The following is a 19,984-nucleotide window of genomic DNA, read 5'->3' as shown; positions in this document are numbered from 1 at the left end:
CGCAACCTGGGCAGGTGAGCGTGGTGCCCTTCAGATCGGTTTGAAGGCCTGCACCCTCGCAAAGTGAGGACCTCAGTCCGCAGTTCTTGCAGGTTGATCGCACCTGCTCCAAGCGGGTGATCGCGCCATTGAGCGCAAGCAGGGGCAGGATCGAATGGATCCTGAAGGCATTGGGAGGGTGCATAGCCGTGCCGTTCAAAGGCTGGACACGGGCGCAAAGGATTCTGCACCGGAGAAGAGCCGCGAGGCTGCAGTGTGCGACATCCAAGGTGAACTGTTCATCACAGCGAGTTGGAACGTCGAGCGCCATCGCAGAGTGTGAGACCGTCGCCCGTATTCTTCCGGCCATGCTTCCCTCGCGCGGCTACCAAGGCTTCCGCACCGCTCCCGTTCCCGCTGGCTGGGTTCACATGGGGGAAAGCTGGGTGCTGTGGTGGAACGGGCGCCAGATCGCCAATGTCAGCCTCAGCAAGGGTGGCGGCGCGCGCGTCCGCCTCGACGCCCGGAAGATGTGGCAGGTCAAGGAAGCACGGGCCGCCAGCATCGCCCAGGGCAAGCGCTACGCCGAGCGCTGGTGTGCGGCCAGGCTCTACCCGGAGATGCGCCTGCGCGCGGCTGTTGCCCGTCTACTGGACATGACCCCGGGCGAACCGCTCGACCCGCTGCCCGGCCTGCCGCCGACCCGCGAGCAGCAGCAACAGGCCCTGCGCCTAGCTGAGGCAACGGCCACTGCCACGGCGCGAGTCAAGGAAGCGTTGGAACCGGTCAAGCCGCCAGCGACGAAACCCCGCCCTAAGGACGCGCGCAAGGCGTGGGTGAGGGCAGGGCTGCAGCAGATGCAGCGCGGCGTGTAGCGAGAGGGGGAGTTAAGAAAAAAGGCGGAGCCGGAAGATTCACGACTCCATTACGCCATTTTCGTTGAAGCCCTTGCGCTGCAAGGGGTTATGGTGCCGGTGAAAGGACTCGAACCTTCATGGGGTCACCCCCGGCTGATTTTGAGTCAGCTGCGTATACCATTCCGCCACACCGGCAGGCAGCGCGTGAGTGTAACCGAGGTCGGCAGGGCTTTCATAGGGGCAGGGCCATTCGGGGCGCTTCCTGTCGGCATCGGCCCCGTGATGGCTATACTGCGGCGGCGTGAATACCTCCAGGAGCGGTAGCCGATGACAGTGTTGCAGGACCTGAGGGTGCTGGTGGTCGAGAACGACGAAATGAGTGCCGCGCTGCTGCAGATGCAGCTGGTGCATGCCGGCGCGACCGTGGTCGGGTTGGCGGCGAGCGTGGACGAAGCGCTGCGCCTGCTGGAGGATTCGGCGCCGGACGTGGCCCTGCTCGACTATCGCCTGGCCCGCAACGAGACCAGCGAGCCCGTGGCGGCAGCGCTGTCGGCACGCGGTGTGCCGTTCGTGCTGGCCACCGGCATGCTGGCCGAGCAGTTGCCAGCGTCGATGCTGGCCGGGGTGCTGCTGGTCAAGCCGTACCTGTCGGTGGATCTGTCCCAGGCGCTGGTGCGCGCGGTGGGGCATTCCCGCATCAAGGCCTGATTGGCCCCGGCGCAGAGGACCGGCGTATGCTGCCGTGGCCTGAATGCTCAGGCCTACAAGGAGAGTGGCATGAAGAAGTGGATCAAGCGCATGGTTGCCGCGGGTGTCCTTTCGATGGCGGTCTTCGGTGGTACCGCGACTGCCGCATGGTGCGGCCAGCCCTGCTTCCAGCTCTACAAGAGCTGCATCGCGCGCGGCGGTGAGGTCGAGCAGTGCCTGCAGGAACAAGCCTTCTGCGAAGAGGCGATGTGCGGCGGCAACCCCTGATCCAGAAACCCCGCCCAGGCGGGGTTTTTCATAGGCGCGTGGTGTTCATCCGGCTTCGTCGTACACGTAGCGGATGTCCTCGCGGTCGTCGAGGATGCGGTATTGCAGGGCCAGGTCATCCGGGTCCGGATTGAGCCAGGCGTCCAGGTGCTCCCGGCGGATCGGCACCACGCCGCGGTCATGCCCGGCGGCGGCGACATCGGGTGGCGGGGCGTCGGTGATCGTGGCAAACGACAGCAGCCGGCCTTCCGGCCCTTCCCACTCTGCCCACAGGCAGGCCAGCAGCAGGTCGCGTGGCGGATCGGGGCGGAATTCCAGCACTACGTCCTGTTCCTTCTCGTCGGCGCCCAGCGTGCGTGCGTCGATGGCGTGGCGTGGCACGTGCTCATAGAACGCCTGCACGACCACGACCCCATGGCGCAGCCCGAATGCGCCGCGCCAGTAGCCTTCCAGGCTGTCGCGCCGTGCATTGTAGGTGCCGGGGTAGAGCACGTCGTTGCGTGCTGGCGTGTCCGGCAGCCGGCACTGGTAGCGCATCGGCTTGATCACCCGCTGGCCGTTGTCGCTGACCATGACCGGTGCGTAGGTGCCCGGGAAGATGCGGTTGTCGCGCGGCAGCAGCTGCACCCGATGCAGATCCTCCAGCCGGGCCTGCGCGCGCTCGATGCGGTTGCCGGCCACGCGCAGGTCGTTGCGCGCCTTCTGGGTGGGGCGGGTCGCCAGCGTGGCGTGGGCGATATCGCGTCGTTCGCGCTGCCGGGCCAGCTCGGCCTCCAGTGCCTGCTGCTCCTGCGCATGCCATTGCTGGATCTTTGCCACGATGTCGCGGCCCTGTTCCGTGCGCGCGCCGGCAAAGCCGTCGTCCATGGCTTTTGGGGTTTTCGGGCGCTTCTTGCCGGGATCGTGCGCGTACAGCTCGGCGAATTCCTCCAGCGAGAGAATGGCGCCGAACTCGCGCACCAGCTTGGCGTAGTCGGCGCGGATCAGGGCGGAATAGCACATGCGAACTCTGCCGGTGTGGGTCGCAGCGGCTGCGACGTGGATGCGGCAGGATAGCCCGACCCATCAGGAGATGCCGCATGAATGAATCCGCCACCTGCCAGTTCCGCGAAGCCGTGCCCACGGTCGAGGACTACTGCCGGCTGCGTGTACTGGCAGGCCTCAGTGCCAAGCATCAGGAAGCCGCTGCGCGCGCACTGCCCAACACCCTGTTCGGCGTATGTGCCTACCAGGGCAATGAGCTGGTTGCGATGGGCCGCGTCGTCGGCGATGGCGGCTGCCACCTGCAGGTCTGCGACATCGCCGTGCTGCCGCGCCTTCAGGGGCAGGGCCTGGGCAAGGAGGTGATGCGGCGGCTGGACGACTGGATGCGGGCCAGCCTGCCGCCGTCGGCGTACGTCAGCCTGCTGGCCGATGGTGAAGCGCACCGGTTGTACGCACAGTTCGGCTTCGCGCCCACCGCGCCGGCGTCGATCGGGATGTATCGGCGGTTCTGAAATGAGTGCCTGGATTCCAGGCAAAGAAAAACCCCGGCCGAAGCCGGGGTTCTCAAGAATTGGCGTCCCCACGGGGATTCGAACCCCGGTCGCCACCGTGAAAGGGTGATGTCCTAGGCCTCTAGACGATGGGGACGCACGAAAAACTTCAAGTTGTAGAACCTTCGACGGCCTAATGTCGAAGTGGTGGAGCCAAGCGGGATCGAACCGCTGACCTCCTGCATGCCATGCAGGCGCTCTCCCAGCTGAGCTATGGCCCCAATGAAACCTCGGATGATCTGCCGGGAGCAGAGTCCGTTTGAAACTGGCGTCCCCACGGGGATTCGAACCCCGGTCGCCACCGTGAAAGGGTGATGTCCTAGGCCTCTAGACGATGGGGACGCACGAAAACTTCAAGTTGTAGAACTTTCGACGGCCTAATGTCGAAAGTGGTGGAGCCAAGCGGGATCGAACCGCTGACCTCCTGCATGCCATGCAGGCGCTCTCCCAGCTGAGCTATGGCCCCGTGTTACCGAGCCGCCTATCATACCTGCGTGTTCACGTTTGTGGAAGCCTTTTTTCAACTTTTTTCGTCCAGGTTCATCCGAAGCCACAGGGGCAGGGGAACCGCAACGCCACAACCTGAATGCCGGTAGGCGGTGAACAAAAAAGACCCGGTTATCGGCCGGGTCCTCGTTGTTCGTGATGAGTGGCGTCCCCACGGGGATTCGAACCCCGGTCGCCACCGTGAAAGGGTGATGTCCTAGGCCTCTAGACGATGGGGACGCAATTCTCATCAATGTTCTTTAGCGACCTTTCGACGGCCTAATGCCGAAAGATTGGTGGAGCCAAGCGGGATCGAACCGCTGACCTCCTGCATGCCATGCAGGCGCTCTCCCAGCTGAGCTATGGCCCCACGTCGCTGAGGAGCGAAATAATAGCCTTGCCCCCGGGGGTTGGCAAGCATTTGTTGCACTTTTCTTCACGCACGCTGCGCGGCAGATTCCTGTCGCGGTGGCTACGCGTTGTCGCCGGTCAGCGCCGCCAGGATCGGGCATTGATCCAGCGCACCATGCCCGGGGCAGGCGTCGACCAGCTGCGAAAGCGCGGTGTGCATGCGCTGCAGTTCGGCCATCCGTTGCGCGATGTCCTGCAGGCGGGCCTGTGCGGTGTCGCGCACGCTGCCCATGTCCTGCGAGTGACGATCACTGAGCGCGAGCAGTTCGCCGATCTCGTCCAGGCTGAAGCCCAGCGCTTTGGCGCGGCGGATGAAGCGCAGCCTGCGCAGGTCCGGCTCGCCGAAGATGCGGTAGCCACCGGCCGAGCGCGCCGCCGTCGGCAGCAGCTGCTGCCGCTCGTAGTAGCGGACGGTATCGATCGGCACGCCAGCCTGGCGGGCCAGTTGTCCAATGTTCATGGCGGATTCCTGCAGGTGCTGCAGGTCATTGTGAAGCCTGGAGTCTGGTCAAGGGTCAAGACCTGGCCCGGAGGCGCGTATTCAGCGCACTTTGCAACTTTCTTCATAGCCCCGCCGCTGGACCAGTTCCTACCCTTCGCCTGAACCGGCCGTTCGATGGCCTGTAACAAACCGAGGAGGTGGTCTGTGGATGGAATCAGGAACGAGGGATTCGTCGAGGTCGCGGTGGTCGAGTATCCGGGAGGCGATCCGTCTGCCGCCTCCGTACTGGCTGAGATGGCTCATGTCGCAAATCGCCTGGCCCAGCAACAGCGCCGGCCGTTCAAGCGTGTGCTGGTCACGCGCTGGATCGTACCCGCCAGTCAGACCGGTGTGCACCGCATCGCCGGTGCGGAGATGCTCGATGCCGCCATTCCTGCGGTGATCGCCGTTCCCGGGCAGATCAGTCCCGGCACCTGCCTGCGTGCCGAAGAAGTCGTGCTGGACTGGCTGCGCGCCCACTATGACGGTGGCAGCCTGCTGGCTGCAGCCAGCGAAGGTGTGAGCGTTCTTGCGCGTGCGGGCCTGCTGGCCGGGCGAACGGTCAGCGGGCCTGATCTGGGGCGGTACCCGGGGTTGCAGGCGCAGGCCGTGAGCTGGGTGCCGAGCGAGCGTGCGCTGGTCGATGACGGCGATCTGCTGACCGTCGGCGGATCGCAGGCGTGGCGCTTCCTGGGGCTTCGGCTGCTGTACCGGCTGCATGGACAGGGCGTGGCCAGCGCGGTGGCCCAACAGTTGGGCATCACGGTGCCGGATGCAGTGCAGCAGGATCTGGAGCGCTTCAGCGCCAATTTCGCGCATGGTGATCGCGATGTATTGAAGGCGCAGCGCTGGCTGCATACGACCGCCGCGCGTGGTGCCACCCTGGCCGCGATCTGTGAGGTTTCCGGGCTGGAACCGCGGACGCTGCAGCGACGCTTCCTCCGGGCCACCGGTCTGCGGCCCATCGAGTATTGCCAGCGGCTGCGCATCGCCAAGGCGCAGACGCTGCTGCAGCAGGGCGCCGGTATCGACGAAGTGGCCTGGGGGGTGGGCTATGCCGACCAGAGCGCGTTCCGGCGCCTGTTCCTTCGCATTGTGGGCATGACGCCCGCCAACTATCGCCGCCACGTCAGCTGCAAGCGACGCGAGCGGCCGCTGATGCCTTCGGTCGCAGGCAGCCTGCGTGGGCTGCAGGCGCCGACGGGTGCGCAGCTGGGGCGAAGCGCCGCGTGAGACATCAATGTTGCAGTCGTGCTTGCAACCTGGGCGTGACGCTTCGACCATGGAGTGGATGAATGATTGAACAGGTGGGTTGATGTCGAGTGTTGGACCGGTTCCGATGCCGGTGGTGTTGATTCTTGTGTGCGCTGCGCTGGCCATGGCGGTTGCCCGCCTGTGGCCACGCGGAAACGCCCCGGAGCCGCTGCCCTCGGCGGCCAGCATGGTGCTGGACATGCTCCTGATCGGCCTGCTGTGCGGTCGCATCAGTTTCGTGGCACTGAATTTCGCGCTGTATGGTGGCGCGCCGTGGAGCATTCTTCAGATCACCGATGGTGGCTATCATCTGGTGGTGGTGGTGCTGGCGGGGCTTGCGTGGGGGCTGTGGCGCCTGCGCCGATGGCCCGTGTTACGTGCGCCGGTGCTGACAGCGGCCCTGGTCGGCGTATTGCTCTGGTTTGGAGGGAGCCAGGTATTGTCGCTGTGGCAGGAGCGCCAGATGCCATTGCCGACGCTGCAGGTGACGGATCTGCAGGGTGGCCCGGTTGATCTGCAGCAGTTCCGGGGCTCGCCGCTGGTACTGAATCTGTGGGCCACATGGTGTGGCCCCTGCCGCCGAGAAATGCCGGTGCTGGCCGCGGCGCAGCACGCACATGCCGATGTGCAGTTCGTATTCCTCAATCAAGGCGAAACCCTGGATGAGGTCCAGGGTTTTCTCGCCGACGAGCGGCTGGTGCTGGGAAACGTGTTGCTGGACGACGACGCGGCCGCATCAACCGTGCTGGGCGTGCAGGCCTATCCTTCGACCCTCTTTTTCGATGCCGACGGGCGCCTGCGTGAACTGCACCTGGGCGAACTGACCGCCGCTGGTCTTGAACACAAACTGCGCCGGCTGCGGTAGCCTGCGCGGGCATCTCACTACGGAGTTCCCATGTTGTCGACTTCCCTGCGCACCGCTCCGGCGTTGCTGTTGTTGCCGGTCATGCTGGCATTGGCCGCCTGCAGCCAGGCCCAGACTCCGCCAGGCAAGACTGCAGCGGCACCGGCCGCAAGCGCTCCAGCCGCTGCCAAGGGTGACCGTCCCGCAGTGTTGAAGGGCATCGAAAAGCACGGCTTCGAGGTCGTTGCCGAGTTCGATGCGCCGGGTGGACTGCGTGGCTTCGCCGGTGTGGTGGGGGGGCAGCAGCCGGCTGCGGCCTACGTCACCGCTGACGGCAAGCACGTGCTGGTCGGCAGCCTGTTCGATGCCGAAGGCAACGACGTGGCTGCCGAGGCCGTGGAAAAGCTGGTCGCCGCACCGATGTCGGCCAAGATGTGGACCAAGCTGGAGGCCAGCGCCTGGGTGCGTGATGGCAAGGCCGACGCACCGCGTGTGGTCTATACCTTCAGCGATGCCAATTGCCCGTACTGCCACAAGTTCTGGGAAGCGGCCCGCCCATGGGTCGATGCAGGCAAGGTGCAGCTGCGCCACATCATGGTCGGCGTAATCCGCGAGGACAGCCCGGCCAAGGCCGCAGCCATCCTGTCGGCGCGTGACCCGAGCGCGGCGCTGCTGGAGAACGAGCACCAGTTCGACCGCGGTGGCATCAAGGCACTGCCAAGCATCAGCCGCGAGATCGCCGGCAAACTCGATGCCAACCAGGTGTTGATGATCGAAATGGGCTTCCAGGGCACGCCGGGCATCCTGTTCCAGGACGCGCAGGGCCAGGTGCAGCGTCGCGCCGGCCTGCCGCAGGGGGCTGACCTGCAGACGGTGCTGGGCCCGCGCTGATCGAAACCCGCATCGCATGACGTGAACCGCAGGCCCGCATGGTGACATGCGGGCCTGCTGCGTTCAGCGGCCCAGGCGGGCACAGCCACCTGCGCAGCACCTGTTCTTCGTCACGTCTGAATCGTGACTGACATCAAGCATCGCGCCTTGATTCCAATCAAGGCCAAAAACGACAGGCGGACTAGCCTTTGACGCATGGAATACAGCGTCACTGCGCGATGGATGCCGCGTTCGCCAGCCCCCAGTTGGGGGCGGCCGGCCCAGCCATTCACGACACTCTCACTCCCTGCTTGTTACCCAGACCGCTGCGGTCGCCACCTCTCTGGCAGCGCGGCCTTGATGGAGTCGACATGGGGGCAGGCAGGACAGTGTCATCGTTCTGTTGCCTGCCACGCGCAGGCTGACCGGTGTCGTCGACGCAGTACCTGCATTTCCAGCAACGGCAACGCGAGGCCAGGGTGGCGCATGCGTGCGCTCCGGGAACGTGATGCGAATGTTCGTCCGGGGAGGATGCAATGCGTGTGGCGGTACTGAGTCTGGCGTGTCTGGGTGCACTGGCGATCACGCCAGCGTATGCGCAACAGCACGATGCGGAGGATACACAGGCACTGCGGCGCGAGATTGCCGCCATGCGGCAGGCGCTGGAAGGCATGCAGCAGCGCCTGGATCGGCTTGAACAACGCGACGCGACGCCTGCGCCTGCGTTGGCGCAGATGCCGGCAGCGCCTGTAGCGGCTGGTGCTGCAACGGCGACTGCGACTGATGTAGTCCATCGCACCCAGGTGCCGGGTGTGGCACAGCCGGTGCTGCCGCAACGCGACTCCGTGGCTGACCCGTCCACCGCCGCATCGCGTCCGGACAGCGCCGCAGGCCCGACCGACCCCGATCTGAAAGGCTTCTTCGCCATTCCCGGGACCGACACGGTGATCCGCATCGGGGGCTACGCCAAGCTGGATGCCATCGCCGACTCGCGCGCGGCGGGTGATGAGGATCAATTCATTCCGTCATCCATGCCGGTGGGTGGCAGCCATCGTGATGTCTCCAACTTCAACATCCACGCCAAGCAGACCCGCTTCAGTTTCGAGGCGCGGCGGCCGACCACGCATGGCAATCTGCGCTTCTACCTGGAAAACGACTTCTTCGGCAGCAGCGATGGCTACGAGTTCCGGCTGCGCCATGCCTATGGCCAGCTTGGCAATACCTACGCCGGCTACGGCTACTCCAGCTTCATGGACCCGGACAGCCTGCCCGACACGCTGGATTTCGCAGGGCCGGGCGGTGCCGGTTATCTGCTGGTGGCGGGCATCCACCACAGCTTCGCGATGGGCAAGGGCAACACGCTCACCGTCGCCGCTGAAGACCCGAAGACCGAACTGGCCGGGGCCACCGAGGAACGGGCCGCAGTGAACCGCCTGCCCGATGTGACGGTGACCGCGCGCATGGAGCGTGACTGGGGCCATCTGCAACTGGGTGCGGTGGCGCGCAGCCTGGCCTATGACGGCGATGGCGAGCGCGACCGGCGCATGGCCGGCGGCCTGCAGCTCAGCGGCTCGGCCTCGGTGGGCGAGCGCGACCTGTTGTTGTTTGGTGCCCTGGGTGGCCGCGGCCTAAGTCGCTACACCGCCGACCTGACCGGCTCCGGGCTGGATGCCGTGGTCGGCGCCGATGGCCGCCTGGATGCATTGGACCTGCATGGTGGCTTCGTGGGCTACACCCATTACTGGTCCGAGCTGTGGCGCTCGAACCTGATCTTCGGGCAGCTGACGCTGGAACGGAATGCGGCACTGGCCGCCGACGCGTTCCGGCAGAGCCGCTACGGCGTGTTCAACCTGATCTGGAGCCCGGCGCCGTCGTGGACGATGGGCATGGAGCTGCTGTACGGCCGCCTGGAACAGCAGGGCGGCACGCGCGGCGACACGGTCCGGGTGCAGGGCAGCCTGCAGTACAACTTCATCAAGTAAGCGCCAGCGGCCGTACGCCAGCGCAACCGTCCCCACGCCCGGTCGCACCGGGCTCATGCCAGTACAGGAGATTGTCATGGCAGAAGCAAAGAAAATCGGGGTGGTCGGAGCCACCTTTCTCGTCGCCGGCAACATGATGGGCTCGGGTGTGTTCCTGCTGCCGTCCAGCCTGGCCAAGATCGGTACCGCCTCGATCTGGGGCTGGCTGATCACCACTGCCGGCGCGTTGCTGCTGGCCTTCGTGTTCGCCAAGCTGGGCAAGCTGGCACCGAAGGCGGGTGGTCCTTATGCCTACGCGCGTGACTGGTTCGGGCCGTACATGGGCTTCCAGACCAACACCATCTACTGGTTCGCCAACTGGATCGGTAATGTCGCCATTCCGATCGCCGCGGTGGGGTACTTCAGCTACTTCTTCCCGATCCTGTCCGAACCGCTGGTGCGCTGCATCGCGGTGCTGGTGCTGGTATGGGCGCTCAGCTTCGCCAACATGATCGGCCCGGCCTTCGTCAGCCGCGTGCAGACGGTCACCACCAGCTTCGCGCTGGTGCCGATCCTGGGCATCGCCATCTTCGGCTGGTTCTTCTTCGATGCTGACATCTTCAAGGGCGCCTACAACGTGTCCGGTGAATCCAACTTCGGCGCGATCTCCAGCGCCGCGGCACTGACCCTGTGGGCCTTCATCGGCGTCGAATCGGCCTCGGTGACCGCTGGCGTGGTCGAGAACCCGGAAAAGAACGTGGCCCGCGCCACGCTGGCGGGTGTGTTCCTGGCCGCGATCGCCTATATCGCCAGCTCCTCGGTGATCATGGGCATGGTGCCCAACGGCGAGCTGCAGACCTCCGATGCCCCGTTCGCATTGGCCGCGGCCAAGGCGGTCGGTGGCTGGGGCGGTGCGCTGGTCAGCCTGTGCGCCTTCATCGGTGCTGCCGGTTCGCTGGGCGGCTGGATCCTGCTGACCGCGCAGAGCGCCAAGGCGGCGTCGGATGACGGCCTGTTCCCGAGCATCTTCAGCAAGACCAACAAGGATGACGTGCCGGTCAAGGGCGTGCTGATCGTAGCGGTGCTGATGACCCTGGCCGTGCTGGTCACCTCCACCTCGGAAACCGCGTCCGCGCAGTTCGACGTGATCACGTCAGCGGCGGTGGTGCTGACGCTGCTGCCCTACATCTACTCGTGCGTGGCGTGCTACTTCGTGGTCGAGCGTTCGCACACGCTGGTCCACACCGGAGCGTTCTGGACCCTGACCAGCCTGACCGTCGTGTACTGCCTGTGGGCGATCTACGGCTCGTCAGGAACCATCGTGCAGTACGCCTTCCTGTTCGTGCTGTTCATCACCGTGTTCTATCCCTTCTTCAGCGAGGAGCGCCGCCAGCAGCGGCAGCGCGCCCGCGAGGCCTCGGCGATCAGCGCCGGCGCCCAGCGTTCCTGAGTTAGACAAGGAGAATCAACGTGTACTTCAAGTCCCTGGACTACCCGGTCATTGTCATCGACAACGACTACGAGTCGCCGCGCATCGGTGGCATCCTGATCCGTGCGCTGGTGGAGGAGCTGCGCAGCAACGACCAGCGCGTGCTGTGCGGCCTGAACCTGGATGATGCCCGTGCCGGTGCCCGCACCTACGTGGCGGCCTCGGCGGTGCTGATCTCGATCGATGGCAGCGAAGAGGTGGACGGCGAGTTCCAGCGCCTGACCGCGTTCCTGCGTGAGCAGAGCGCGCGCCGCGCCAATCTGCCGGTGTTCCTGTACGGCGAGCGCCGCACCATCGAGAAGGTGCCGAGCAAGCTGCTCAAGTACATTCACGGTTTCATCTTCCTGTTCGAAGACACCAAGAGCTTCATCTCGCGGCAGGTGATGCGTGCGGCCGAAGACTACATGAAGAACCTGTTGCCGCCGTTCTTCAAGGCCCTGATCCACCACGCGGCCGAGTCGAACTACTCTTGGCACACGCCGGGCCATGCCGGCGGCGTGGCGTTCACCAAGTCGCCGGTCGGCCGCGCCTTCCACCAGTTCTACGGTGAGAACACCCTGCGCAGCGATCTGTCGATCTCGGTGCCGGAGCTGGGTTCGCTGCTTGACCATACCGGCCCGATCAAGGATGCCGAGAACGAGGCAGCGCGCAACTTCGGCGCCGACCATACCTTCTTCGTCACCAACGGCACCTCCACCGCCAACAAGATCGTGTGGCACGGTACGGTGGCGCGTGGCGACGTGGTGTTCGTCGATCGCAATTGCCACAAGTCGCTGCTGCACGCGCTGATCATGACCGGCGCGGTGCCGGTGTACTTCACCCCCAGCCGCAACGCGCACGGCATCATTGGCCCGATCAGCCTGGACCAGTTCACGCCCGAGTCGCTGCAGCAGCGCATCGCCGCCAATCCGCTGGCCAGCAAGGCCTACCAGGCCGGCTCCAAGCCGCGCATCGCGGTGGTCACCAACTCGACCTACGACGGCCTGTGCTACAACGCCGAGAAGATCGCCGACGAGATCGGCAGCGCGGTCGACTTCCTGCACTTCGACGAAGCCTGGTATGCCTACGCCGCGTTCCATCCGTTCTACGAGAACCATTACGGCATGGCCAAGGGCAAGCCGCGTGAGCAGGATGCGATCATCTTCACCACGCATTCGACCCATAAGCTGCTGGCCGCGTTCTCGCAGGCGTCGATGATCCACGTGCGCAATTCCGCACATCGCAACCTGGATGCCGAGCGCTTCAACGAGTCGTTCATGATGCACACCTCGACCAGCCCGCATTACGGGGTGATCGCGGCCTGTGACGTGGCCTCGAAGATGATGGAAGGTGACGCCGGCCGTTCGCTGGTGCAGGAAATGCACGACGAGGCGATCGCGTTCCGCCGCGCGATGCTGCACGTGCGCGATGACCTTGGCCGCGACGACTGGTGGTTCAGCGTGTGGCAGCCCACCAAGGTCGAGCGCAGCCTGGACAAGGGCGATACGCCGGCACCGCTGGTGGCCAAGCGCGAAGAGTGGTACCTGCAGCCGGATGCGCACTGGCACGGCTTCGAGAACCTGGTTGACGACTATGTGCTGATCGACCCGATCAAGGTGACCCTGCTGACCCCGGGGCTGGCGATGGACGGCAGCATGGGCAAGCTGGGCATCCCGGCGGCGGTGCTGAGCAAGTTCCTGTGGGGCCGCGGCATCACCGTGGAGAAGACCAACCTGTACTCGGTGCTGTTCCTGTTCTCGATGGGCATCACCAAGGGCAAGTGGAGCACGCTGGTCACCGAGCTGATGGCGTTCAAGGAGCTGTACGACCGCAACGCACCGCTGAGCCAGGCACTGCCGTCGCTGGCCGCTGACTACCCCAATGCCTATGCCGGCTGGGGCCTGCGTGACCTGTGCGATGCGCTGCACGCGTTCAACCAGGAATTCTCGGTGGCCAAGGTGATGCGCGAAATGTACGTGGACCTGCCGACCCCGGTGATGACCCCGGCCGACGCCTACAATCACCTGGTGAAGGGCGAGATCGAGCGGGTCGACATCGAGCAGCTCAGCGGCCGCGTCGCCGCCACCATGCTGGTGCCGTACCCGCCGGGCATCCCGACCATCATGCCGGGCGAACGCTTCGGCGACAGCGACGAGCCGATCATCCAGTCGCTGCGCATCGCCCGCGAGCAGAATGCCCGTTTCCCGGGCTTCGAGTCGGACGTGCACGGGCTGATCATCGAGCACGATGGCGATGAGACGTCGTACAGGGTGGAGGTGCTGAAGGCCTGACCGGCGACGGTCGGCCCTTCGGCGAACGATGGATACCGCGCGCGAGCAACGCATCCTGAAGTTCTCGATCGGGGTGACCATCGCGGTCAGCGCGGTCGGCTTCATCGGTGGCCTGCTGGTGGGATCGCAGGCCATCCTGTTCGATGGTGTCTACAGCCTGGTCGACGTTGCCCTGACGCTGGTGTCGTTGTCGGTACTGCGGCTGGTGGCGCGGGAACAGAGCCCGCGCTTCCAGTACGGCTACTGGCACCTGGAACCGATGGTGGAGGCGCTTGGCGGGGTGATCCTTTCGTTGGCCTGCGTGTATGCGCTGGCCAACGCGGTGATTGGCCTGACCACGGGCGGGCACGAAGTGAAGTTCGGGCCTGCGCTGTGGTGGGCGGCGTTGCTGAGTGCCAGCAACCTGGCAATGGCCGCGTTCGTCGCGCAGCGTGCACGGCGCCTGCGCTCGGCGTTGCTGTGGCTGGACGTGCGTGGCTGGCTGCTGGGCGGATTGATGAGCCTGGCCGTGGTGCTGGCCTTCGTGCTGGCGCTGGTCCTGCACGGCGGCCAGTGGCACCACTGGGTGCCATACCTGGATTCGATCGTGCTGGCGTTGATCAGCCTGGCGGTACTGCCGGTGCCGGCGCGAAGCGCGTGGAAGGCCATGCGTGAGGTGCTGCAGGTGGCGCCGGATGACCTGGACCGGCGCGTGCAGCAGGTGATGCAGGCGTTCGTGGCCGAGCGCGGCTATGCCGGCTTCACCAGCCACGTGGCGAAGATGGGGCGAATGCGCTTCATCGAGATCCATGTGCTGGCCGACCCGGCGACACCGCTGGGCTCGGTGGGCCAGGTCGATGCGATGCGTGATGAGATCGCAGTACGGCTGGATGCACGTGGCAGCACGTTCTGGCTGACCATCGATTTCACTGCCGATCCGGCGTGGACGTGACGCGACGAAGGACCGCGATCGTTGCGCGTGCCGGACTACTCTGTTGCGTCGGATGTATTTGACCTCAACCGGAGTTGAGGTCGCAGACTGCTGCGCAATCCCGGTCATCCATACGAGGCCTGGGGCGCCTAGCGCAGGTAGTACTCCACCGGTACCACCAGTTCCTGCGGCGCCTTCAGTTCAGCAGGAATGGGCGGCAGTGGCTGCGCGCGGCGGAAGGTCTGCAGCGCGGCGTCGTCCAGCATCGGCTGGCTACTGGACTGCTCCAGACGCAGTGCCAGCAGCCGCCCCTCACGGTCGATGCTGGCCCTGACCCAGGCCGTGCCCTGCTGGCGTCGTGAGCGCGCGGCGGCAGGGTAGTAGCGGTACCGCTCCAGCCGCGCCATCAGGCGGGCTTCCCACTGGTCGCTGGCGGCGCCGGCCTGGAAGTCCGCAGGGGGTGCGTCTGGAGCGGGCGGCGCGGCCGTGATCGATGCCGGTGCGGGACTTGCATCGGTCGCGGCCGCAGGCGGGGCGATCGGCAGCGGCTGCCGGCCACGGCCACCGGTCTCGCTGGCCGCCAGCTCACCCTCGCGTGCTGCGGTGGGGGTGGGCGGTGGGGGCGATTTCGTCGGCTGCGATGCACGTGCCTGCTGTGCCTGGCTGGGCGTGTCGGCCTGGCGTTCCTCGATCGGTTGCGGTGGCGTGGCCGGTGCCAGCAGGCGCAGGCTGATGCGTACGTCCTGTTCCGGTGGTGGCAGTGCGGGCGGCGTGGCCACCCAGTGCACCAGCAGCAGCAAGGGCAGCAGGTGCAGGCCGATGCTGATAACAACGGCCTGCCAGTGGTGGCCACGCTCAGTCATCGCCCAGCACCCACAGCAGGTCGGCATCGCTCGCATCGACCTGTTCGCCTGGAGATGCCAGCACGATCACCAGCGCCGGGGTACCCGGTGGCAGATGGCCCGGCACGCCGGTACCGCGCAGTACATGCCAGCGCCCGGCGACCAGCAGGGCCGGGGCCGGCGCATCGGTCAGTACCTGTGCCATGCGGCGATCGCGGGCGTACTGTACGGCCAGCATCCCGTCCAGCATCGGTGCCGCATCGGCATGCTGCGCCAGCACCACCGCCGACAACCGTTGCCGAGCCGCAGCAACCGGAAATGCTACTGGTTCTGTAGAGGCCAGCAGGCGGTTGACCTCGGCGCGCGACAGGTTGCCGCCGACCAGCGCAATGCCCGCAGCCGTGGCGTCCTGCACCAGCCCGCCGTAGGCGGCCCACGGCCAGCGCGCGTCCCAGTCCAGCAGTTCCTGCAGGCGTGGGCCCTCGGCCTGGTTGCCCTTGGCCAGCCAGCGCTGTACCCGCTGCAACCGCGGTTGGCGTTCGCTGGCGATCATCTCCATCACCAGCGCCCTCTGGGGGCGCTGCTGGTGCAGTGCCTGCAGCAACCAGCGCTGGCCGGCATGGTCGCCCGCAAGGTCATGACGCTCGCCCAGCAGCAGTCGCTGCGCGCCGGCCGCACGCTGGATGAACATGGACTCGTCCAGCGGCTGGCCGCTGGCCAGGTCGATCACTTTGCCGGGCATCGGCTGTGCGCTGGCCAGGGAGGTCAGCGCAAGCAGGCACAGCGGCAGCCAACGGCGGCTAGAACGCCACATTGACGCCCATCGAGACGGTGCGGCCACGGCCGTTGCCGCGGTCAAGGATCGGGCTGAAGATGCTGTCGATCGAGGCATTGTTGTCATAGGCCTTGTTCTGCAGGTTTTCGATGTTCAGCCACAGCGTGGTGTTGGGCTGGGGCTTGAAGCTGGCGTAGAAGTCCAGCAGCACGCCGGTGCCGCCGGTCTTGCGGGTCTGGAAGAAGTCGTAGCCTTCCTCGGTGGGACCGGAATACTCGGCGCGCAGGCCGGCCTGCACGCGCTGCTGCCACCAGCGGCCGCCCACATCCAGCGTCCAGTAGCGGTCGGGCAGGGCGGTGATGTCTTCCAGGTTGACGAACTCGATGGCCGGCGCGCTGGTCTGCGAGCGGGTCCAGCTGAGGGTGGCGTGGTAGTGCTCGCTGGCGTAGTGCGCCTCCAGCTCGATGCCGCGCATGCGCACGATGCCCTGGTGGTTCATCCAGCGCGTGGTGGTACTGAAATCGTCGGCATCCAGCGTATCGGTCCAGGCATTGAGCTGCGGATCGCTATCGATCGGCACCACGAACGGCGCCACTTCCGGCGGATGCACGATCAGCAGGTACTGCGGCTTGATGTAGTCGCGGATGCGGTTGTCGAAGCGGGTGATGCGCAGCTGGGCCAGGTCGCCGTCGACCAGCAGCGAGTCGGTGCTGAGGTTGGCGCCGAACTGCAGGTTGCGCGAGCGCTCGCGGCGCAGGAACGGATTGGCGCCTACGCCGTCGGCATCGCTCATGCCCTCCAGCGGAATCTTCTCGAAGAACATTTCCTGCACCCGCGGCGGCCGCGAGGTGCGCGAGACTTCGGCGAACAGCTGCAGCCAGTCGGTCGCCTGCAGAGAAACCGCCAGGCTGGGGCTGAGTGCACGCTCGGTGCGGCGCACATCGATGTCGCCGCCGTTGATCTCCGCGCACTGGCCCGGCACCTCGGAACAGCCGGGGATATGGCCACGGATGCCGTAGCGGTCCTGGCGCAGGCCGGCGGTCAGTGCATAGATGTCGTACTGCAGTTCCAGCGTGCTGAACACGCTGTCGAGCTGGCTGCGCCCCTGCGGGTTGGCGCCGCGCAGGGTAGGCGTGTCGGCCACGAAGATGTCCGACTGGTGCTTGATGCCGGTGTTCCAGCGCGCCTGCAGCGCGCCGATGTCGAAGCGGCTGGTGTTGTCGAGGGTCCAGCTGCTCAGGCTGCTGTGGGTACGGCGGCCGATGTAGCTGGAGTCCTCCACCGGCGGGTAGAACAGCCGGGTCTTGTTGCTGGCGAAGGTCGCACGCAGGTCGACCCACGGGGAGTAGGGCGTGTAGTGGTAGCTGGCGCGCTGGTTGCGTGCGGAAATCTGCCACGGGTAGTTGTGGTAGAAGTCGTTTTCGTAACGCATGTGGCTCAGGTCGAGCCGATGCTGGTCGCTGGGCTGCAGGCGCGCTTTCAGCAGCCAGCTGCTGGGCTGCTGGCTGCCAGGGTCGGCCTTGTTGGTCTGCCCGCGTGCCGTCGCGTATTCGCCGCTGCGGCTGCTGCTGGCGGCGGCGAGCAGGCCGAACTGGCGGTCGCCACCGTCTTCGCTGTGGCGCCATGCGCCGGCGAAGGTGCGGCCACTTCCATAGCCGTTGTTGCCATGCCGGTAGCCTGCACGCAGGCCCCAGTCGCGGCCTTCGCCAAGCAGATCGTCGATGTCCAGGGTGCGGAAGTTGGCGCTGCCGGCCAGCGTACCGGCGCCATCGCCACCGGCGACCGCCCCGCGCTGCACGTCCACGCCGGCCAGCAGGAACGGATCGACGTAGGCGAACGGGCCACCCGATCCATGGCCGGCGTTGTTGCGGAAGGTCTGGGTGACACCGTCGATCATGGTGTTGACCCGGCCGGCGCCGGTCATGCCGCGGATGTTGACCTGCAGGCCGGGCTGGCTGCGCGAGTGGAAGCTGTGGGTTCCGGGCATCGAGCGCAGCAGGCTGTTGCCATCCTGGCGCTCGGCCATCGCCACCCGCTCACTGCCTACAGCGGGAGCGAAGCCATCGCGGGTGGCGGGCACGTACTGGCTGGCGCCGGTGCCTGGCGCCTGGCCATGCGCGGTGTCGCCCTGAACGCGCAGCGGCCCGGTGCGGCGGCTGCCGTCGCTGCGTTCGGCGGGCGCCGGCTCCAGGGTGGCGCGACGTGCATCGATGAAGCGTGGGCGCAGGCCACTGCCGGCCAGCAGGCGTGACAGCGCCTGTGCGTCATCGAAGTCACCGCGCAGGGCCGGTGCAGGATGGCCAGCGGGCAATGCCGCGCCGATCACCAGGTCGACGCCGGTCAGGCGGCTGTACGCATCCAGCGCGGCGGCCAGCGGCTGCGCGGGCAGATCATAGGTGCGGGTGGCCACCTGCGCGTGGGCGCTGGAGGGCAACAGCGGAACCGTGCTGGCACAGGCCAGCGACAGGGCAAGAACAAGGGGGCGGTGGCACAGCATCGAAGACTCCAGGGGCTGACGCAGAGCGTCGTCATCCTGGGTAGACGCAGCGGCAGGCCCGATGTCAGGGCGCATCAGCATGTTCCCTGCGCGGCGGCAACCAGACCTGCACGCCCGCGCCCAGGCGCAGCACGCGCACGTGCAGCTGCGCGGCCAGTTGATCGCGGTTGCTGGCTGCGCCGTCGGCACTGCCCAGCAGGGTGACCGGTTGCTGGCGCAGGCGCGCGCCGATGATCCAGGTGTGCCCGCCGTGCCAGCGGTCCAGGCCTTCGGTGACATCGGCGAGGGGGGCCGAGACCCAGTGCAGGCGTCGTTCGCGCCAGGCAAGGCCGCCGCTGTCTGCCGGCTGGGCGGCAGGCGGTGACTGTCCGTTGAAGCGTACCTGTTGCCCCTCGGCCGCCTGCACGGTCCCGCTGCCGTCCTCTACCCGGACGCGATGTTCGGTGACCGTGACCCTGCTGCTGTTGCCCTGCACGACGAGGTCGAAGGCAGTACCCAGCGCAGTGACCGTGCCATGCGGCGTATGCACCTGGAACGGCCGGCGGGCGTCGGCAGCGACCTTGAACCAGGCCTGGCCGCGTTGCAGCTGCAACTGGCGATGTTGCCCATCAACGCGCACATGCACTTCGCTGCCTGGTGACAGCAGGACATGCGAACCGTCCGGCAGCGCTTCGTCGCGGATTTCGCCAGCGGCGGTGCGCAGCACCTGCGTGGCCGGCGGCGGGGCAGGGCGGCCATACAGTCCAAGCGCGCACAGCAGCAGCACCGCAATACCGGCTTCACCCAGGTGGCGGCGGCGCCGGCGTTGCTGCTGGCGCTGAAGGCTGGGGGTGGCGGCACCGGCCTGCCACAGCTGCTGCAGGTGCTGGTACTGCAGGGCATGGCGCGGGTCGGCCTGGCACCATTGGTTGAACGCGTTCTCATCGCGTTCGCCGTCGTGCCCATCCAGCCACCAGCGGGCGGCTTCGCGTGCGATGGTGTCCTGGCTCATGGGCCAGGCACCTGCTGCAGGGCGACCAGGGCGCGCAGCAGATGGCCGTGCGCGGTCTGCCGGCTGATGCCGAGCTGGCGCCCGATCTCGGCCAGGGCCATCTGCTCGACACGGGCGAGCAGGAATACCTGGCGCGAGCGCGGTGGCAGCGCGGCGATGATCGCATCGAGATGACGCAGCTGTTCGGCGTCGAGCAGGCGCTGGTCCGGCAGTGGTGCGGGATCGGCGATGGCATGCAGCTGGGTGTCATCCAGCGCCTCTTCGCGCCGGCGCTGGCGCTGCCGGTAGTGGTCGGCGATCAGGTTGTGGGCAACGCGATACAGATAGGCGCGGCCATTGTTCAGCAGGCCGCTGGCGGCGACCTTGACGATACGCAGCCAGGTTTCCTGGACGACGTCATCGGCATCGCAGCGTTGCGGGAGTTTGCGACGGACATGGGCGTGCAGCGGCCGGTAATGGGCCGCGCACAGCTGCGCGACATCCGTCGGTTCGACAGGCGTGGACACGGGGCGGGCGACAACTGGGAAAGGGAACAGCCCGCGGCGGCAAGGGCAGCG

General features: G+C 66.5%; 18 protein-coding genes and 7 tRNA genes. 11 read left to right on the top strand and 14 right to left on the bottom strand.

All coding sequences use genetic code 11. The features are described from left to right. The first annotated feature begins 347 nt into the window (after positions 1–347). Positions 348–854, top strand: coding sequence for a hypothetical protein (locus VN11_RS13280; protein WP_053450076.1), 507 nt, complete (start codon positions 348–350; stop codon positions 852–854). Positions 855–945: 91 nt separating this feature from the next. On the opposite strand, the gene VN11_RS13275 is transcribed toward VN11_RS13280, so the two are convergent. Continuing rightward, positions 946–1,031, bottom strand: a tRNA-Leu gene (locus VN11_RS13275). A 132-nt stretch (positions 1,032–1,163) separates the two neighbouring features. Between VN11_RS13275 and VN11_RS13270 the strand changes: the two genes are divergently transcribed. Both VN11_RS13270 and VN11_RS13265 read left to right on the top strand, forming a co-directional pair. Next, positions 1,164–1,544 (top strand): response regulator, encoded by a 381-nt coding sequence (locus VN11_RS13270; protein ID WP_049458821.1) that lies wholly within the window; start codon positions 1,164–1,166, stop codon positions 1,542–1,544. Between the two features lie 69 nt (positions 1,545–1,613). Then, positions 1,614–1,811 carry a hypothetical protein gene (locus VN11_RS13265; RefSeq protein ID WP_006461763.1) on the top strand — a complete coding sequence of 66 codons (198 nt, stop codon included), beginning with the start codon at positions 1,614–1,616 and terminating at the stop codon, positions 1,809–1,811. A 45-nt stretch (positions 1,812–1,856) separates the two neighbouring features. On the opposite strand, the gene VN11_RS13260 is transcribed toward VN11_RS13265, so the two are convergent. Continuing rightward, positions 1,857–2,813, bottom strand: a complete 957-nt coding sequence (locus VN11_RS13260) for an SOS response-associated peptidase family protein (RefSeq protein WP_053450075.1) — start codon at positions 2,811–2,813, stop codon at positions 1,857–1,859. Positions 2,814–2,890: 77 nt separating this feature from the next. On the opposite strand from VN11_RS13260, the gene VN11_RS13255 reads away from it, so the two are divergent. Then, a complete protein-coding gene (locus VN11_RS13255; protein ID WP_053450074.1) occupies positions 2,891–3,307 on the top strand; it encodes a GNAT family N-acetyltransferase in 417 nt (138 codons plus the stop codon). 60 nt (positions 3,308–3,367) lie between these two features. Here the strand turns inward: VN11_RS13255 and VN11_RS13250 are convergent. The 7 genes from VN11_RS13250 to VN11_RS13220 form a co-directional block, all read right to left on the bottom strand. Further along, positions 3,368–3,443, bottom strand: a tRNA-Glu gene (locus VN11_RS13250). A gap of 48 nt (positions 3,444–3,491) precedes the next feature. After that, positions 3,492–3,567: transfer RNA gene (locus tag VN11_RS13245), tRNA-Ala, on the bottom strand. 45 nt (positions 3,568–3,612) lie between these two features. Further along, positions 3,613–3,688, bottom strand: a tRNA-Glu gene (locus tag VN11_RS13240). A gap of 48 nt (positions 3,689–3,736) precedes the next feature. Beyond that, positions 3,737–3,812: transfer RNA gene (locus VN11_RS13235), tRNA-Ala, on the bottom strand. A gap of 184 nt (positions 3,813–3,996) precedes the next feature. Then, positions 3,997–4,072, bottom strand: a tRNA-Glu gene (locus VN11_RS13230). Between the two features lie 54 nt (positions 4,073–4,126). Next, a tRNA-Ala gene (locus VN11_RS13225) sits at positions 4,127–4,202 on the bottom strand. Positions 4,203–4,304: 102 nt separating this feature from the next. Next, positions 4,305–4,703, bottom strand: coding sequence for a heavy metal-responsive transcriptional regulator (locus tag VN11_RS13220; RefSeq protein WP_053450073.1), 399 nt, complete (start codon positions 4,701–4,703; stop codon positions 4,305–4,307). Positions 4,704–4,889: 186 nt separating this feature from the next. Between VN11_RS13220 and VN11_RS13215 the strand changes: the two genes are divergently transcribed. The 7 genes from VN11_RS13215 (at position 4,890) to VN11_RS13185 (ending at position 14,343) form a co-directional block, all read left to right on the top strand. Next, positions 4,890–5,957, top strand: a complete 1,068-nt coding sequence (locus tag VN11_RS13215; RefSeq protein ID WP_053450072.1) for a GlxA family transcriptional regulator — start codon at positions 4,890–4,892, stop codon at positions 5,955–5,957. 82 nt (positions 5,958–6,039) lie between these two features. Continuing rightward, a complete protein-coding gene (locus VN11_RS13210; protein WP_053450071.1) occupies positions 6,040–6,843 on the top strand; it encodes a TlpA disulfide reductase family protein in 804 nt (267 codons plus the stop codon). 30 nt (positions 6,844–6,873) lie between these two features. Continuing rightward, positions 6,874–7,713, top strand: coding sequence for a thiol:disulfide interchange protein DsbG (dsbG, locus tag VN11_RS13205; protein ID WP_049456056.1), 840 nt, complete (start codon positions 6,874–6,876; stop codon positions 7,711–7,713). A 515-nt stretch (positions 7,714–8,228) separates the two neighbouring features. Then, positions 8,229–9,674, top strand: coding sequence for a DcaP family trimeric outer membrane transporter (locus tag VN11_RS13200; RefSeq protein ID WP_053450070.1), 1,446 nt, complete (start codon positions 8,229–8,231; stop codon positions 9,672–9,674). 76 nt (positions 9,675–9,750) lie between these two features. Further along, positions 9,751–11,103: an arginine/agmatine antiporter gene (adiC, locus tag VN11_RS13195; protein WP_006461445.1), complete on the top strand. Its 1,353-nt coding sequence runs from the start codon at positions 9,751–9,753 to the stop codon at positions 11,101–11,103. Between the two features lie 20 nt (positions 11,104–11,123). After that, positions 11,124–13,412 (top strand): Orn/Lys/Arg decarboxylase N-terminal domain-containing protein, encoded by a 2,289-nt coding sequence (locus VN11_RS13190; RefSeq protein WP_053450069.1) that lies wholly within the window; start codon positions 11,124–11,126, stop codon positions 13,410–13,412. A gap of 28 nt (positions 13,413–13,440) precedes the next feature. Continuing rightward, complete coding sequence (locus VN11_RS13185) at positions 13,441–14,343, top strand: cation diffusion facilitator family transporter (RefSeq protein ID WP_006461443.1); 903 nt, start codon at positions 13,441–13,443, stop codon at positions 14,341–14,343. 128 nt (positions 14,344–14,471) lie between these two features. Here the strand turns inward: VN11_RS13185 and VN11_RS13180 are convergent, their stop codons facing one another. The 5 genes from VN11_RS13180 to VN11_RS13160 all read right to left on the bottom strand — a co-directional run bounded on the left by VN11_RS13180 (position 14,472) and on the right by VN11_RS13160 (position 19,933). Beyond that, positions 14,472–15,185: an energy transducer TonB family protein gene (locus VN11_RS13180; protein ID WP_053450068.1), complete on the bottom strand. Its 714-nt coding sequence runs from the start codon at positions 15,183–15,185 to the stop codon at positions 14,472–14,474. Further along, positions 15,178–15,978: a ChaN family lipoprotein gene (locus tag VN11_RS13175; RefSeq protein ID WP_053450067.1), complete on the bottom strand. Its 801-nt coding sequence runs from the start codon at positions 15,976–15,978 to the stop codon at positions 15,178–15,180. Before VN11_RS13175 ends, VN11_RS13180 begins: the two co-directional genes overlap by 8 nt. Further along, the gene (locus VN11_RS13170; RefSeq protein WP_053450066.1) at positions 15,965–18,436 is read right to left on the bottom strand and encodes a TonB-dependent receptor; all 2,472 of its coding nucleotides are present in this window, start codon (positions 18,434–18,436) and stop codon (positions 15,965–15,967) included. The genes VN11_RS13175 and VN11_RS13170 overlap by 14 nt, the downstream gene beginning before the upstream one ends. Positions 18,437–18,500: 64 nt before the next feature. After that, positions 18,501–19,427: a FecR family protein gene (locus VN11_RS13165; RefSeq protein WP_053450065.1), complete on the bottom strand. Its 927-nt coding sequence runs from the start codon at positions 19,425–19,427 to the stop codon at positions 18,501–18,503. Beyond that, positions 19,424–19,933, bottom strand: a complete 510-nt coding sequence (locus tag VN11_RS13160) for an RNA polymerase sigma factor (RefSeq protein ID WP_053450064.1) — start codon at positions 19,931–19,933, stop codon at positions 19,424–19,426. Before VN11_RS13160 ends, VN11_RS13165 begins: the two co-directional genes overlap by 4 nt. Positions 19,934–19,984 lie beyond the last annotated feature (51 nt).

It is taken from the genome of Stenotrophomonas maltophilia, assembly GCF_001274595.1.
Classification (GTDB): Bacteria; Pseudomonadota; Gammaproteobacteria; order Xanthomonadales; family Xanthomonadaceae; genus Stenotrophomonas; species Stenotrophomonas forensis.
Note: the sequence above shows the minus strand (reverse complement) of the source record. Positions and strands in the feature narration are given on the sequence as shown.